The organism is Pseudoalteromonas sp. R3 (genome assembly GCF_004014715.1).
Taxonomy (GTDB): domain Bacteria; phylum Pseudomonadota; class Gammaproteobacteria; order Enterobacterales; family Alteromonadaceae; genus Pseudoalteromonas.
This window is the reverse complement of record NZ_CP034835.1, coordinates 3,512,138-3,527,480: the sequence shown is the minus strand read 5'-3', so window position 1 is coordinate 3,527,480 and position 15,343 is coordinate 3,512,138. Positions and strand designations below refer to the sequence as shown.

The 15,343-nt window shown below is 49.8% G+C and carries 12 protein-coding genes and 1 pseudogene; 6 read left to right on the top strand and 7 right to left on the bottom strand.

The genetic code is table 11. The annotated features are described in order from the left end of the window. Positions 1-14: 14 nt before the first annotated feature. Together ELR70_RS20595 and ELR70_RS20590 are read left to right on the top strand one after the other, a co-directional pair. On the top strand, positions 15-335 hold the full coding sequence (locus ELR70_RS20595; protein WP_128064701.1) for an NIPSNAP family protein: 321 nt from the start codon (positions 15-17) through the stop codon (positions 333-335). 7 nt (positions 336-342) lie between these two features. Then, positions 343-652 (top strand): annotated as a pseudogene (locus ELR70_RS20590) (antibiotic biosynthesis monooxygenase). Here the strand turns inward: ELR70_RS20590 and ELR70_RS20585 are convergent. From ELR70_RS20585 to ELR70_RS20575, 3 genes are all read right to left on the bottom strand, one after another. Further along, positions 649-2,910, bottom strand: a complete 2,262-nt coding sequence (locus ELR70_RS20585; protein WP_054015857.1) for a tetratricopeptide repeat protein — start codon at positions 2,908-2,910, stop codon at positions 649-651. The pseudogene ELR70_RS20590 and the gene ELR70_RS20585 sit on opposite strands and share 4 nt — an antisense overlap. Positions 2,911-2,991: 81 nt before the next feature. Continuing rightward, positions 2,992-3,747 (bottom strand): DsbC family protein, encoded by a 756-nt coding sequence (locus ELR70_RS20580; RefSeq protein ID WP_054015856.1) that lies wholly within the window; start codon positions 3,745-3,747, stop codon positions 2,992-2,994. A gap of 118 nt (positions 3,748-3,865) precedes the next feature. Further along, entirely contained in the window at positions 3,866-4,840 is a 975-nt protein-coding gene (locus ELR70_RS20575; protein ID WP_054015855.1) for a winged helix-turn-helix domain-containing protein, read from the bottom strand. Positions 4,841-4,980: 140 nt separating this feature from the next. On the opposite strand from ELR70_RS20575, the gene ELR70_RS20570 reads away from it, so the two are divergent. After that, the gene (locus ELR70_RS20570; protein WP_054015854.1) at positions 4,981-5,937 is read left to right on the top strand and encodes a bile acid:sodium symporter family protein; all 957 of its coding nucleotides are present in this window, start codon (positions 4,981-4,983) and stop codon (positions 5,935-5,937) included. On the opposite strand, the gene ELR70_RS20565 is transcribed toward ELR70_RS20570, so the two are convergent. Together ELR70_RS20565 and ELR70_RS20560 are read right to left on the bottom strand one after the other, a co-directional pair. Continuing rightward, positions 5,934-6,698, bottom strand: coding sequence for a J domain-containing protein (locus ELR70_RS20565; RefSeq protein WP_054015853.1), 765 nt, complete (start codon positions 6,696-6,698; stop codon positions 5,934-5,936). The genes ELR70_RS20570 and ELR70_RS20565 overlap by 4 nt on opposite strands. Before the next feature lie 2 nt (positions 6,699-6,700). Continuing rightward, positions 6,701-8,392, bottom strand: a complete 1,692-nt coding sequence (locus ELR70_RS20560; protein WP_054015852.1) for a molecular chaperone HscC — start codon at positions 8,390-8,392, stop codon at positions 6,701-6,703. A gap of 250 nt (positions 8,393-8,642) precedes the next feature. Here ELR70_RS20560 and ELR70_RS20555 point away from each other — a divergent pair, with 250 nt between their 5' ends. The 3 genes from ELR70_RS20555 to ELR70_RS20545 all read left to right on the top strand — a co-directional run bounded on the left by ELR70_RS20555 (position 8,643) and on the right by ELR70_RS20545 (position 12,410). Next, the gene (locus tag ELR70_RS20555) at positions 8,643-9,557 is read left to right on the top strand and encodes an arginine deiminase-related protein (protein ID WP_054015851.1); all 915 of its coding nucleotides are present in this window, start codon (positions 8,643-8,645) and stop codon (positions 9,555-9,557) included. A 41-nt stretch (positions 9,558-9,598) separates the two neighbouring features. Next, a complete protein-coding gene (locus ELR70_RS20550) occupies positions 9,599-11,059 on the top strand; it encodes an alanine/glycine:cation symporter family protein (protein WP_235577107.1) in 1,461 nt (486 codons plus the stop codon). A 1,099-nt stretch (positions 11,060-12,158) separates the two neighbouring features. Then, positions 12,159-12,410 carry a TIGR03643 family protein gene (locus ELR70_RS20545; protein ID WP_054015848.1) on the top strand — a complete coding sequence of 84 codons (252 nt, stop codon included), beginning with the start codon at positions 12,159-12,161 and terminating at the stop codon, positions 12,408-12,410. Between the two features lie 14 nt (positions 12,411-12,424). Here ELR70_RS20545 and ELR70_RS20540 read toward each other — a convergent pair whose 3' ends face one another. Then, the gene (locus tag ELR70_RS20540) at positions 12,425-13,066 is read right to left on the bottom strand and encodes a cohesin domain-containing protein (protein ID WP_054015847.1); all 642 of its coding nucleotides are present in this window, start codon (positions 13,064-13,066) and stop codon (positions 12,425-12,427) included. A gap of 61 nt (positions 13,067-13,127) precedes the next feature. Beyond that, the gene (locus tag ELR70_RS20535; protein WP_128064699.1) at positions 13,128-15,218 is read right to left on the bottom strand and encodes a dockerin type I domain-containing protein; all 2,091 of its coding nucleotides are present in this window, start codon (positions 15,216-15,218) and stop codon (positions 13,128-13,130) included. Between the last annotated feature and the right edge of the window lie 125 nt (positions 15,219-15,343).

The window sequence follows — 15,343 nt, the reverse complement described above, 5'->3', positions numbered from 1 at the left end:
GGAGACAATGCACTATGATCACTTGTTTTATCGAATATCAGTTAGACCCGAGCAAACTGGCGCTGTTTGAGCAATATGCCCGAAACTGGGGGGAGATCATCCCAAGGTGTGGAGGAGAGCTGATTGGCTACTTTTTGCCACACGAAGGCACCAATTTTGTGGCTTATGGCTTGATCAATTTTGCCAGCCTGGCCGAATACGAGGCGTATCGGGTTCGGCTCAAAGCAGACCAGCAAGGCGGGGATAATTTTAACTTTGCCCTTAAAGAGCGCTTTATTTTGCAGGAAAAGCGCAGCTTTTTATCTTGTGCCCCCACACTTTTTTGCAGGGAGTGAATGTACAGTGATAGCCGTTATTTTTGAAGTGACCCCGCACAGAGAAAAGCGGCAGGTTTATCTGGATGTTGCGGCGGACCTTAAAACCAAACTGCAAGAAATTGACGGGTTTATATCCATAGAAAGGTATCAAAGCCTGGGCGACCCCGAGCGGTTACTGTCACTTTCATTCTGGCGTGACGAGACGGCGGTACAACAATGGCGAACACCGAGCAGCCCAGCAACAGGGACGGGAGCACATCTTTGAGCATTATCGCATTCGCGTAGCATCGGTGCTGCGTGATTATGGCAGCCATGACCGGAAGCAGGTGCCTTAGTTTACCGCCAGAGGTAGTTTTATCACCATTTTCAACCCGCCCAGCTCACTGTGCTGGGCATAAATGGTGCCCTGATGTGCTTCAATCAGGCTTTTACAGATAGCCAGGCCCAAACCTGAGCCGCCTGTACGTCGGCTGCGAGACTTTTCTACCCTGAAAAGCCGTTCGAATATTTCGCTCAGGTGCTCATCTGCAACACCCGGTGCGGTATCTTCCAGAGTAATGTGGATGTGCTTTTGCTGCTGCCAGACTGTCAGCCGCTGTTTACCTGGTTTATCCGTATATAGCGTACTGTTGGCAATCAAATTAGTGAGCACTTGCTTGATGCGATCAACATCCCAGCTGACTGTGACTGCACCGGTGAGCTGAATGCGGGCTTCCCAGTCAAAGCCTTTGCCGTGCGTAAACTGAGCAAACTCCTGCTCCCACAGTACCATCACTTCGGTCAGGTTACATTGCACCAGATTCAGGTGCAAACTTTGTGAGTCGGCCATCGCCAGCTGGTGTATGTCTGAAATAAGACGGTTGATATCCGACAACTTACGGTTGATGGTGTTGTAAGAGGCGTCTACATCCTGAGCGATGTTGAATTGCAACGCCTCAACCTGCAACTGTAAGGCGGTCAGTGGTGTGCGGATCTCATGGGACACATCCGCCAGCATTGCATTCTTTTTATCCACCACTTCTTGTAGTAGGGTTGCCCGCTCCGCGGCCAGTTTGCGCTTTTTAACCTGCCGATAGGCAAGTGCCGAGATCAGAATAAACAAGGCAGCTGACGCCAACCACCAGGCGCGCAGTTGCCACTCTCTCTGGCTGAGTTCAGCCTGATGAAGCGCTCTGTCCAGGTTCAGGCTTTCAATTTCCTGCTGCTTGCGCATAAACTCAACTTTGCTTTGCAGGGCTGCCAGAGTGAGATTATGCTGGTTCTGCCCCAGGGCATCGCTCAATGTGTGGTAAGCCTGAGTTTCAGCCAGTGCCTGTTGATGTAACTTAAGCGCCTCAAAAGAGATTGCGCGCAACGCATGGAGTTCAAGCCGATGTTTTTTGTCCTGCATTGAAGTGGCGGCAGCCAGTGCCGTGTCGCTCAGTGCGATGGCATCTTCATGGCGTTGTTGTGCCTGCGCCAACTTGATAGTACTGATCTGCAACAGGACCACGATTGATTCAAACTGGTGCTGGCTGGCCAGTGCCAGCCCTTGCGCTAGATGTGCTTGTGCTTCACTGAGGTTATTTTGCTTCAGTGCAATTAGGCCTTGCAGGTTGAGCACTCTGGCCTGGCCAGTTTTTGAGTCAACCTCCAGGTAGAGTCTGTATGCTTTGCGTGCATATTGCAGCGCAGTCTCATATTCCTGACGTTCCAGTTCGATATAGCCTATCTTCATGGCACTGTTGCCAATGTGTAATTTATTGCCGCCTTGTTCATCAAGTGTATGAGCCTGTTGAAAGTGCGGCAGGGCTTGCTCGAAGTTATCCATTTTCCGATACACTTCGCCCGTTTCGTATAAGGCATCGGCAATACTCGCTCTATCATCCAGTTTAGTGGCCAGCTCAAATACCTGAGTCAAAGTCGCCAGAGCGGTGGTGTAATCACCTAAAATAGCCTGGATAATCCCCAAATTTTGTAAAGCACTGAGATAGAGTAAGTCTTCACCGAGATCCCGTAACACATTGGTTGAGCGTTGAGCGATTTGCAGTGCCTCGATATATTTATCCTGACGTCTAAGAACAGAAGATATTCGTTCATATGACCTGGCCATTAACTCGTTATGGCCAATAGCCAGGGCATCCTCAAGTGCATCTCGGTAGTGCTGCTCAGCCTGAGGAAAATGGTTTTGCTGGTCTTCTATGTAACCTAGCAAAAGCTTCGAAAATACAGGGTAGTATGCATCTTCAAGTTGTATTGAGCGAGTGGAGAGCTGATTTGCTGTAGCTTTAGCCGCCTCATAATCCCCTTGACGTATGTACAAAAAAAACAAGGATTCAAGGGCCTGAAAGTGTATATCGGGTGCATCGTGTACAGGCATGTCAAGCAATGAGAGATAGGCGTCTATGGCTTCTTGCTGGTTAAGCGTTTGCGCATGTGCCAATTGCTGGCGTGCTGTTTGAACAGCTTCTGATGGTGGGGCTGCTGTGCTGTTTTCAGCGTAAACTATCGGCACGACAGACATGATGAGTAGTATTATCAGCGTGCCTTTTTGAAGCCATGCAAGCGGGTGGGAAAAGCCTAATACGCGGCGGGTAATACAGATATTCAGCATTGTTTCCTCAAAGCAAACGCGCACACAGGGCGGGCAAATTATGCTGATATACTAACCCGATTTATCCCGTGCTCTCAATAGCTATAACTTTTCCAGTCGGGCGACGAGCTCTTTGGCCGGTACGTAGCCAGGTAAAGCTTCCCCATTTGGTAGCAAAATGGTTGGCGTGGACTGAAAGCCAAATTGCCTGGCCAGTGCGACCTGGGTATCCAGTGAGTGTTTGCACGCTGCGTTTTGAGTTGGGGTTGGCGTGCTGCGCATGGCTGCGTCCATTGCCTCGTTAGGCCTTTTAGCACAAAGCGTTGCTGCTGTTTTCTCGTAGGCTGGACTGCCTGCGCGACCTCTGGGGATCATAACGTAATGGACGGTGACGCCCAGCTGATTCAATGCAGGCAACTCTTTATGGAACTTACGACAATAAGGACAGTCGATATCGGTAAACACAGTAATACTGTATTGCTCGTTGTTTGCCGGGTAAGTAAGTAGTTGCTCATAAGGGATGTTAGCCATGTTCTGCTGGTTGGCGATTTGCTGTATTTTGGCAATATGATCCACCCGGTTACGCACATCAATGACACGACCACTGAACAGGTAATTACCATCTTTTGATAGCAGCAAGTGTTCATTGCCCAGGGTGAGGCGATAGAAATCGTCCGAGTAGGGGTGCAGTTTAAAGTCAATGTCTGCCCCCGTCAGCGCCCGCAATTTATTTTTTGCTTTTTCCATTTGGGTCACTGATGCCGCAGAGACTGGGCTTTGGGACTGAGCAGCCAGAGGCGGGGCGCTTAGCAGGGCAGTCCCAAGCAGTAAAGTAGAAAACTTACAAGACAAATTCATAGTGATGATTTCCGGTTGTGATTAGATTACACCGGTTATAACGTGTGCTGCCACACAGGGTTTATAAATTCGTCTTAAGCTACCTAAAATATTCTATCAAACTAATAAAATCAGTGATTTAAGCAAGAAGTTCTCGGCCAGCCTGAACGTCGTAACTTGCTGGACATAACCGCATAGAGGTCGGTCCCGGCTGGGTAAGCTGCTTGCACAGGGTCGCCTGTTGCGAGTGTGTGTCTGGCGTTGTGACCAGCTGTACCGTAGCATTTTGTAATTTTGGGGAGTGCAATGGTGCCGGTTGCGCTAAGATCAAGTCAGCGATCCGTTGTTGCATGACCACGGCACTGCAAATTGCCTGTTCATCTATGGCCTGTTGTCCCTGAATGGCAAAATCCAGTGCTTCAGTAAATCGGGCCTGGCTGGCCGATAGGCGGCTCAGCACGTCGGATGCCTGAGAAAAATAGTAGCTATTGGCCAACGTATGTTTAACAACATTGTTGGCATAATGTTGTGCCTGTGCAGTGTCTTTGAGTTGCAGCAGGGTTTCAGCCATCAGCAACTGAGCTTCAATTGAGTCCGGGTTTTCCTGAAGACTGAATGTCAGCCATTGCTGTGCGTGTGCGTAGTCCTGTTGCTCAAAGGCAATGATGGCCTTGTGATAGGCCGTCAGCGCGGGCAGAAAGGTTGGTGTTGTGGTTGGACTATGCTGATTGTTTAGGTAGGCGGTACTGACGGTACCCAAAGACAATACCACTGAGGCCGCCAGAGCCGCTAGCTGGCGCATTGGACGAGCCGACACTCGTTTGGTCTTTACCTGCCAGCAGTAACCCTGATTTGGGTAGGTGCGGATCAATTCCTGCTCAGGTGCCAGTTTTCTGAGCTCGCTGATCAGCTGAAATAAACGGTGGTCTTGTACATAGGTATGGCCCCAGACCGCTTCAATGATTTGCTGTTTGGTGACAAGAATATTGGCATGTTGTAACAGGTAGCCTAACACCTGGGCGGCTTTTGGGCGCAGTTCTAGCGTCTGTTTTCCTTGCTTAAGCGTATGGGTCTGGCTGTCGAAACGGTATGATAAAAAGCGGTACTCGGCCATGTCAGTCCTTCGGAAATGTCCACAATATAGGCCTAACCTTATCATAAAGATGAGAAAAAACGAGTACAGTGGCAGGATTTGTTTTCGCCAGTGAATAAGGTATAACAAAGGCACTTTTGCTTTCAAACCGAGCGCTTACTATGCTGCGTCTTGTCATTCAACTGTTCCCCGTATGGGCCATTGCACTAAGTGTGTGTGCGTTTTATTCACCGGCGCCATTTGTCTCCTTAAAAGCCGCCATTATTCCTCTGCTGGCGTTCATTATGCTGACCATGGGATTAACCCTGACACCTGGAGACTTTCGCCATGTTCTCAGCCAGCCTAAAGCTGTCCTGACGGGACTTGTATTGCAGTTTAGCGTGATGCCGGTGGTGGCCTTGTTGATTGCTATATTGTTTCAGTTTGATGCCGATCTGACTCTGGGCATGGTGCTGGTTGGGTGCGTCGCCGGAGGCACGGCCAGCAATGTGATGTGTTTTCTGGCCAAAGGCGATGTCGCTTTATCTATTTCCATGACAGCCATGAGCACCTTGGCTGGCGTGATCCTGACTCCCTTGCTGGTTGAGTTACTGGCCGGTCAGGTGGTGGATATTCCGCTGGCCGGAATGATGCTGAACTTACTCAAAATCGTGTTGTTCCCGGTACTGGCAGGCGTGTTGATCAATCATTTTTTCAGCAATGTAGTGAAAAGATTCACTCCTTTATTACCCCTGTTTTCCGTGGCTGCTATCGTGCTGATCATCGCGATTGTGGTGGCGTTAAATGCTGCTACCTTACCAACCATAGGACCAATTGTGGCGTTGGCTGTGGTGCTGCACAATACGACAGGGTTGTTACTTGGGTACCTGGTTGCCAGACAGCTGGGTTTACCTGAAAAAAGCTGCCGAACGATAGCACTGGAAGTGGGGTTACAAAACTCGGGTCTGGCGGTTGCGCTGGCGATGAAGTTTTTTGCCCCGGCCAGCGCGCTGGCCGGGACTTTGTTTTCGATTTGGCACAATGTCAGTGGCTCAGTGCTGGCTGCCTGGTGGCGAAAGCGCAGCCGTGATGCTCAACCTCTGCCAGCCCAGCCGCCACAAGAAGTGCCGGATGCTTAGATAGAAATCATGATCAGGCCCAGAGCACAGAGAATGGTCAGACCGATAAAAAGATTAGCAATGTTACTGGTGTCACCCACCGGCTCAATACGAATTTCTGGTTCTGGCATCTCTTTATGGGTCATGTTGTAAAAATCGGGATGACCCACCTGCTCCTCCAGCTCCTGATCTTCCGCCCAGTCAAAGTGCAGGTTCAAAAATACCAGGACTTCTATATCCAGTGGAGTGACCTCTGCTCGCTCCGACTTTTGATAGTTCAGTATGGCGTAAAATATCCGGTGCGAGGCCGCTCGACGGTTTTGCACATCCACGCAGGCTGGGTGTTCAATCAGTAACTGCCAGGCACCTTGCTGATTGCGGCGATAGGAGTTATCCAGCAGCTCCGCCAGCTCTTTTTTAAACTCCTGCATTTCCTGATTGTTAGCAGGTATGCTCGGTTCAACATGGCTTACGTGTTGTTCCTGGGCGGAAAAATCGGGTTGCTCCGGTGCCTCGGGTAAAGTAGCTGGGGGCGCAGCTTCTGGTTCAGCCTGTGTGTCAGGCTGGCTGTGCAGCGCATCTGTTGAGCCCAGTTTCACGCGTTGCTGTGGTTGCTCTTCCAGATAAGCTAAAGCCGCGTCGTAGGCTGCACGCAGTTGTTGAAACCCCTCAGGGTCTTCATCGGGTTTACATAACTTAAGCTTACTTGTGTAGGCACGTTTTATGGTCTTTTTATCGGCACCGGGGTCAATGCCCAGTACTTCCCAGGGATTGTCTGTCACTTTTACTCACCTAATTCTTCTAAAAACCGGGTAATTTCCTGATATGCCTGATCGATACGCTGGCTGTCCTGACTGCTTAGTGCAGCTTCCCAGTACGTGATTAATTCTGCGATTTGCTCACGGTATTGGGCACGGCTTTGTTCGTAGATGCGCTCCAGTTTCGCCATCAGCAGTCGGTTACGTTGCTGCGCTCTTGGGTGCACTTTGAGCTTTTGCATTTTCTCTTTTAGCTGGCTTTTTTCCTTATCTGTCAGCGTAGACGACGATTGCTCAAAGGTCTGGCTGAAAGTTTGCTGTGTGCGCTCAACGATGATGTCCACGTCCAGCAGGCCACTGATATCGTAAGTAAAACGCATGCGGATCATTTTGTCATCAATGTTGTCTGACTTGGGCAACGGCACATCAATTTCACCCAGTTTGATATTGTTTTTTACGTAGCGGCTCTCACCTTGATACACAGTCATCAACAGGCGCTTCTGGTCTTTATGAACAGGGTAAAATATCTGCTCTTTACTGCTCGGCAAGACCGTATTGCGCTCGATAATAGGGGTAAAATAGTTACCGACCTTGCCATCGGTATCGTGTTCATTGTGAGTGCCTGTGCCCAGGCTGAATGCAGAAACGTCGGTCAGTACCACATCATCCAGGGCTTCATTTTTATCCACCAGGCCTGCCTGTATACCCGCGCCAAGAGCAACCACCAGATCAGGATCAAGCTGGGAAGTTGGAAAGCACTTGAGTGCTTTGATAAGGCATTGCTTATAGATATTCATGCGCGATGCGCCGCCGACCATGACAATGTGGTCTATGTCTGAAGGGCTCAGGCCCGCGTCATTAAATGCCCGCTCAATTGGTGAGAGTAAGCGGTTTAGCAGTGGCTGACAGATGTCGCGCATTTTCTCTTCAGTGAGCTCGTAGCTTAAGGTTTGTCCGTTTAGTTCAATATCAAAGCTTGATTGCTTTTCGCCACTCAAACGACATTTACACTCGTCAATCAGGCGGGTCAGATTTTGTTGCTGATGTTCGTTAAGTTGCTGGGGCTCCAGTTGGTGCTGGCGCAAAAAATCTGAAATCAACAAGCCGGTAAAGTCTTCACCACCCAGGTGATTGTCGCCTGCAGATGCTTTGACTTCCATCACTCGGTCGAAGTATTCCAAAATGGTCACATCAAAGGTGCCGCCGCCCAGATCCAGGATCAGATAATGAGTATCATCCTCTTCAGATTGCAGGCCATAGGCCAGCGCCGCCGCCGTGGGTTCATTGATCAACCGTAACACTTCCAGTCCGGCGAGTTCGGCTGCCAGTTTGGTGGCCTTGCGCTGATAATCGTTAAAGTAGGCTGGTACACTGATCACGGCTTGCGTTACAGGTTGTGACAACTGGGCTTCGGCGTCTGCTTTAAGAGATTTGAGCACCAGGGATGATAACTCAGCGGCACTATAATGTTGCTTGCCAAGAGTTACGGTGCGCTGCGTACCCATATAGCGTTTAAACAGGGCTGTGGTTTGCAATGGGTGTGAGATCAGTCGTTCTTTTGCTGCTTTGCCAACCAACACCTCACCGCTATTGTCGATACCAACTACTGAAGGTGTCAAATAATCGCCCAAAGAGTTGGGAATTAACACACTTTGTTCGCCATCCCAATAACTGACTGCACTATTGGTTGTGCCTAAGTCGATACCTACCGTGATCATCACTACTTTCCTGAGTCTGTAAAACCAGCGCTTAGTGTATTGACTTTGGGTATGGGAGTAAATCACTGCTACCGTTTTTGCATTTATTTTCTTATAGTCGTAAATCGATGAAAAAATATTCCAGGTAGTTGTACGTCTATTCTGTACACCTTGTCAGTGCAATGCGCAGGTTCTTGGAGCTTGTACGCGTGCTTTGCAGCATAAAAGGTAACGAATTTTTTCAGTTTCAGTTAAAAGAGGTATCTCAGTTATGTTTCCACAAGCGCCCAGTGCCGTTGTGATGATCCGGTCACACCATTTTTTGCCCAATGAAGAAACCCGGGCCGACAACAGCTTTCAGTCTCAGGACCAGCAATTTGACGGCGGCATCAGTCAACAGGCTTATGAACAAGTATCGCGTGTGGCAGAGCTGCTGGAAGAGGCGGGTGTAAGGGTGCACTTGTTTGAAGATCTGGGCACGGATACGCCCGACTCAGTATTTCCTAACAACTGGTTTTCGACGCATGCCGGGGGACAAATTGCCATTTACCCTATGTATGCGAAAAATCGTCGCAGGGAGCGTCGCACAGACATTATAGAGCTGCTTAAACGAGAGTATCGGGTACAAGATGTAATCGACTATTCTGGTCTGGAATATGACGATCTGTTCCTGGAAGGCACGGGGGCTATGGTGCTTGACCATATCGAACGCGTTGCTTATACGGCGCGATCCAAACGCACCGATTCACATGTGCTTGAGCGTTTTTGTAGTCACTTTAATTTCGAACCTATGGTATTTGATGCCATCAGTGAGCAGGGCGTGCCTGTCTATCACACCAATGTCCTTTTGTGTGTTGGCAGTGATTACGCATTGGGTGGGTTTGACATGATTGTGGACCCAAAACGGCGCGCAGAAATTAAACAAAGATTGCAGCTCGCGGGTAAAAAGCTGATAGAGTTGAGTGAGGCACAAATCAATGCGTTTTGTGGCAACGCCCTGGAACTTAGCTCAGACAAGGGTCGTATTCTGGCGCTGTCACAAACGGCATATGATGCACTGGCGGCAGAACAAATAGCGGTACTGGAGTCATGTGTCAGCTTATTGCCGCTGGACGTCTCAGCAATAGAGCTCGCAGGCGGCTCGGTACGCTGTATGCTGGCAGGTGTGCATTTATCCCGGCGTTAGACGACGGGAAATATAACAACAATTAAAACAGGCAGGTGAGTATGATGGCATTGATTGTAGACCCGATTAATAAGCTTCTTTGGGGACAGGGCCAGATACTTATTTACCTGCTGCTGATAGCCGGAGTGTGGTTTACCTGGCGACTGAAATGTGTCCAGTTTCGCCATTTTGGCCACATGTTCAGCGTGATGAAAGGCAGCATGAGCGGAGACAGTTCTGGGATCAGTTCTTTTGCTGCGTTGTGTACCGGCCTGTCTGCGCGTGTGGGCACTGGTAATCTCGCCGGTGTGGCAATGGCCATTTCGTTGGGTGGTAGCGGTGCGGTATTCTGGATGTGGGTCATTGCGCTGCTTGGCATGGCGACCGGGTTTGCGGAGAGTGTCTTAGGTCAGTTGTATAAGGTCCGCGATGAGCATCGTGAGTTTCGCGGCGGCCCTGCCTATTACATTCGTGCTGGTTTGGGTAAGCCGAAACTGGCGGTGGTGTTTGCGCTGTGTTTATTCCTGGGATATGGCTTTAGTTTCAGCGCCATGCAGGCTAATACAATTGCTGAGGCACTCAATAATACCTTTGCCATTAATCCGCTTTATACAGGCCTGGTGATTGCCGCGCTGGCTGGCGTGATAGTGTATGGCGGTTTGCGCAGTATCGCCCGTTTTGCCGAGCTGATCGTGCCCTTTATGGGCCTGGCGTTTGTCGCAACGGCCCTGGTGATCTTAATCATCAATATTACTCAAGTACCTGCCATGTTGCTGGATATTATTCAGTCGGCCTTTGGCCTGAGCGAAGCCGGTGCGGGGGCATTGGGCGCAGCCATTAAAAATGGTATTCAGCGAGGTTTGTATTCTAACGAAGCCGGGGCAGGCAGTGTCCCCCATGCTGCTGCGGGCGCGACACCCGTGCCCAATCATCCGGTTGCACAGGGGTATGTGCAAATGCTCGGTGTTTTTATAGATACTCTGGTGTTATGTAGCTGTACCGCCGTGGTGGTGCTATTGTCAGGGCTGCCTGTCAGCGGCGAAATGGCGGGGATCAGCCTTACTCAAAATGCTATGCAGTCGCACTTTGGAGAAGCGGGCGAGTATCTGATAGCGGCGGCAATTACCTTATTTGCTTTTACCTCCGTGGTGGCCAATTACGCTTATGCAGAGAGTAACCTGCACTTATTTAAATTGGATAACAAAGCTGGGCGGCTTGGTTACACCGCGGTTTACCTGGCGATGGTATTGTGGGGCGCAAGCGCTACCTTACAACAAGTCTGGAGCCTGGCAGACATGGCACTGGGTTTAATGACCTTAGTAAATATTTACGCCATCATTCAACTCACCCCGACCATTGTGAATCTGACCAAAGACTATCAGACCCAGAAAAAGTCAGCCCAGACAATCCACTTCGACCCCACCAAAGTAAACTACCAAGGCTCCCTACACGAGGATGTTTGGGTTCAGCAAGACCGAAGCAAAGCTTCGCAGCTTGCTGAACGCTCAGCCATGGATGGGTGAGCCGGAAGCCCTCCACAAGGAGGTGTTTCCACTCGTACCTAAGATTAAGTATCTCTTTTTTTGCGAACGCGAGACATGGATGTTGATGACACGCGTTACGCGCCGGAAGCCCTCCACACGGAGGTGTTTCCACTCGTACTTAAGATTAAGTATCTCTTTTTTTGCGAACGCGAGACATGGATGTTGATGACACGCGTTACGCGCCAGAAGCCCTCCACAAGGATGTGCCCACTCGTACTCGAGGTTAAGTATCTCTTTTTTGCGAACTTTAGTGCAAAGTCAAGCTTCAGCTTGGTCTTTGCGCAAGGTGAAATGAGCCATTTGAAACCAGGTTGCGCTAACCCCAGGTTCTCATCAAAACCCCGGAGGTTAGCGCAAATATCGGTTTCTGGCCTTGTATATCAAAGGCTCATAAGGAGGCTGCTGTGCTCCCCGCGTGAGAGGGTGAACGCCGCCCGGAAAAAGCACCGCTTTTTCAGGCGTGAACGCGAGGCAATGGACGCCGAGCCGGTTAGCGCTTCATGGATGAATCCAAAGCACATTGTTGAATTAAGTTGCTGTGCTCCCCGCGTGAGAGGGTGAACGCCGCCCGGAAAAAGCACCGCTTTTTCAGGCGTGAACGCGAGGCAATGGACGCCGAGCCGGTTAGCGCTTCATGGATGAATCCAAAGCACATTGTTGAACTAAGTTGCTGTGCTCCCCGCGTGAGAGGGTGAACGCCGCCCGGAAAAAGCACCGCTTTTTCAGGCGTGAACGCGAGGCAATGGACGCCGAGCTGGTTAGCGCTTCATGGATGAATCCAAAGCACATTGTTGAATTAAGTTGCTGTGCTCCCCGCGTGAGAGGGTGAACGCCGCCCGGAAAAAGCACCGCTTTTTCAGGCGTGAACGCGAGGCAATGGACGCCGAGCCGGTTAGCGCTTCATGGATGAATCCAAAGCACATTGTTGAATTAAGTTGCTGTACTCACCGTCGTTGCCGCTTCCAAAGAAAAAGCCCGAAACTCCCAGGTTCATCACCAAATACACAGCAACCCACTAAACCGCCCAGCTTTTTGTCTCGTACTGTTACAGGGTAGAAACGCAAGATAGGAGTACATAATGCAGTTAACGAGTGATGAGCAATCAAGAGTCATCGAGATGGCGTGGGAAGACAGAACGCCCTTTGAAGCCATCGAGCAGCAATTCGGGTTAAATGAATCTGCGTTGATCAGGCTGATGCGTCATCACCTTAAACCAGCCAGTTTTCGGTTGTGGCGCAGGCGGGTTAGTGGTCGGACAACCAAGCACAGCAAGTTACGTCCAGCTGAGGTTTCCAGGGGCTATTGCCCGACACAGTACAAGCATCGTTAATCAGCCGCTTTTATCTAAGCAGGGTGATTTGCGTGTGAGGCTGCAGGTTGTTTACGCATCAAGAGTCCACCCAATATAATTAACAGCACCACAGTAGCTAAGCTAAATGCCCAGATCTGATTTCCTGAGGCTGGCTTATCTTGTACCTGATAGCTGGCGTCGAAACTCAAGGCCAGAGGGGCCTTAGGCGTGTACACATATTTTTCGCCTTTGCGGGTGCCAAATTCAGCATTCTGAATTGAGATCTCAGTGTTGATGGCGTTGTCTGGTGCAGTGAAATAAAGCCGAGCGAGGCGTCCACTACCAACCGCGCTTTTAGCCGGAGCGACCTGGCTGACAATATACTGGATCTGACCTTTTTGTGAATCTGCCTGGTTACGCAGGGTATACAGGTGGTCTTCATCGAGAAAGTGGCCCTGTTCAAGCGCAGCGCCTTTAGCTTTAGTGTCCTGATCAATCAAGGTTATGGACTTGGCGTCGTAATTTAGAGTTAACTGTACGCCATACACTTCTGGCAGGTCCTCAACCATCACATCGACATAAAACTCACTGCCGGTTTTAATGTGTGGATCAGAGGTATTAAGGTAAATACGTCCTTGCTCTGCAAATGCGCTCAGACTCACCAGTAACGCGGCAATACACACTATATATTTCATCTTGCTACTCCTTAAAATTGATATAAAGGGGTTAGTGTTAAACCCTAACCCCGTTTATTAGTTACCAGCTTTGTGGTCCTTGTTTACCAAAGTTGGCACCCAGCAGGGTTAAATCCCGCAGGTTGATAGCGCCGTCGCGATTAAAGTCGGCGGCCATCACATAGCCGTTTTGTTCGCCTTCAACAGAGCGATAAGCACCCAGCAGCAGGGTCAGATCGGCAATGTCGATGTGGTTGTCGCCATTGCTGTCACCGCCAACTAAGTTAATCTGACCAAAGTCGATATCAGCCTGACCTGTAGCCAGGTTGACCTGCTTTTCGGCCGTGAGATATCCAGGTGCACTTAACGCCATGGTGACGTCACCCAGGCCAACGCGCACAGAGAAGCTGCCATCCGGGTTAATGGTGACGGGCTGGCCGTTGATTAAGAGCGTCACAAAGGCGTAGTCGCCAGCGGTGCTCAGGCTGGAAATATTACCCGTTAAGGTGACGGACTCTGCGATGGTGAAGGCGTAGTCGGTACTGTTTTGCAGCAGGTAATTGCCTTGCTGGTCGGTCATTTGCGCTTGCAAGGTTAGATTAACGGTGCCGGCTTGTTCGGCAACTAAGGTCACGGATGCAAAGTCACCGTCACCGGATTTAGCCGTGGCCGGGGCCATCAGTGCAAGGGCACCATCCCACTGGTTGTCGTTGACACCCATAGGGACAGACAGGCGTTCATCTGAAGGCAGAAACTCACCATATTCACCACCAGAAATACGGGCTTTGGTGGTATCACTCAGGCTGACGACGGCATCCAGACCATAAATGTCATTACCTGATACGTGTAGAGGCAGTGTGATAACATCGCCTTGCAGCACTGTGGATTGAGGCATGGAGAGTGTCATGGTATCGGCTTGAATGGTTTCAAGCTGGAACCTCTGTGCGTAAATGTTGTAATCACCTGATGCCAGTCTACCGCTCCAGCTGACAACAAAATTATTGTTACTGATTGCACTTATGGCGGGGACAATCTGACGGTTTTCGGTCGTTGAATTGACTAAAAACTCACTACCATTGCGACTGTCATCGCTGTTAAAAGCCTGCGCATAAATGCCTTCCTGGCTACCATCTTGCTCTGAGCTCTGCCAGCTAACAACATAACCACCATTGTCCAGAGGAGTGCTTGTAGGATTAAACTGTCCGTTCTGAGTAACTGTATTTACTCTGAATTCAGCACCTTGGGTTGTCGCATCCGCATTGAATCGTCTTGCATAGACTCCAAAACTGCTGCCATCTTGGTTCAAACTTTCCCAGGCAATGAGCAAATCATTGTTACTCAAGCGGCTGATTGTGGCGCCTGACTGTGAATAGCCACTGTTCTCACTGATGAAAAACTCAGTACCATTGGTTTCTCCACTTACCAGGTAGCGTTGACCAAACAAGCGATTGGATTCATGCGCAATTAGCATAAAACCACCTTGGGTAGCGACAACTTGGGCGTCACGGGAGTCCGATTTGCCTGTGATTTTCGAGCCTGCGGTGGAGCCATCAGCATTATAAACCTGTGCGTAGGTGCGATAGCCAAACTGCATTTGTCCCCAGCCAACAACAAAGCCGCCATTGTCTAGCGGGGCGATTGACACGTTTTCAATATACTCTGCGGGGCTAGATTGCACACGTATTTCACTGCCTAATTTGCTCCCGTTTTCGTCAAAACGTTGTGCAGAAATAGTTTCGCCTCCTGGGCCGCCATCTGAACTGTTTCTCCATACAACCACGAAGCTACCATCATTGAGTGTGGCCAGGCTAGGTGATGTCTGAGAATCGAAGGTGGTTGTATTAACACGGAACTCTGTACCAATAGGGGCCCCTGCTACGTCATAAAGCTGTGCGTAAATTCCAGTGCCACTGCCGTCCTGTCCTGCGCTTTGCCACACTGCAACGAATTTGCCATCAGTGAGCCGGCTTAGTACAGATGAACTTTGGCTTCCTTGTGTATAGGTGTTGACCAAAAACTCATTGTCGGTTTTGAGAGGCGTTTGTGCCTGGCTGAGAAAGGGCAAGCTACATAAAAAAACAGGCAAGGTTGCACGAACAATACGCGCGCCCAGAGAGAGGGGGTGGGCTGAGGTAGCCCGCTTTTCTGTTGCTTTTTTAGATACCATTTTCATTGTCAGTTCCTTGAATACATTGGGTATAAAATATTGAAATTACACTTCATCGAAATGCCTGCACAAATTACAAGTACAGCTTGTAGAGATAAATAGGGTATTTCCCCTATTTTGTTGTGTGCCAG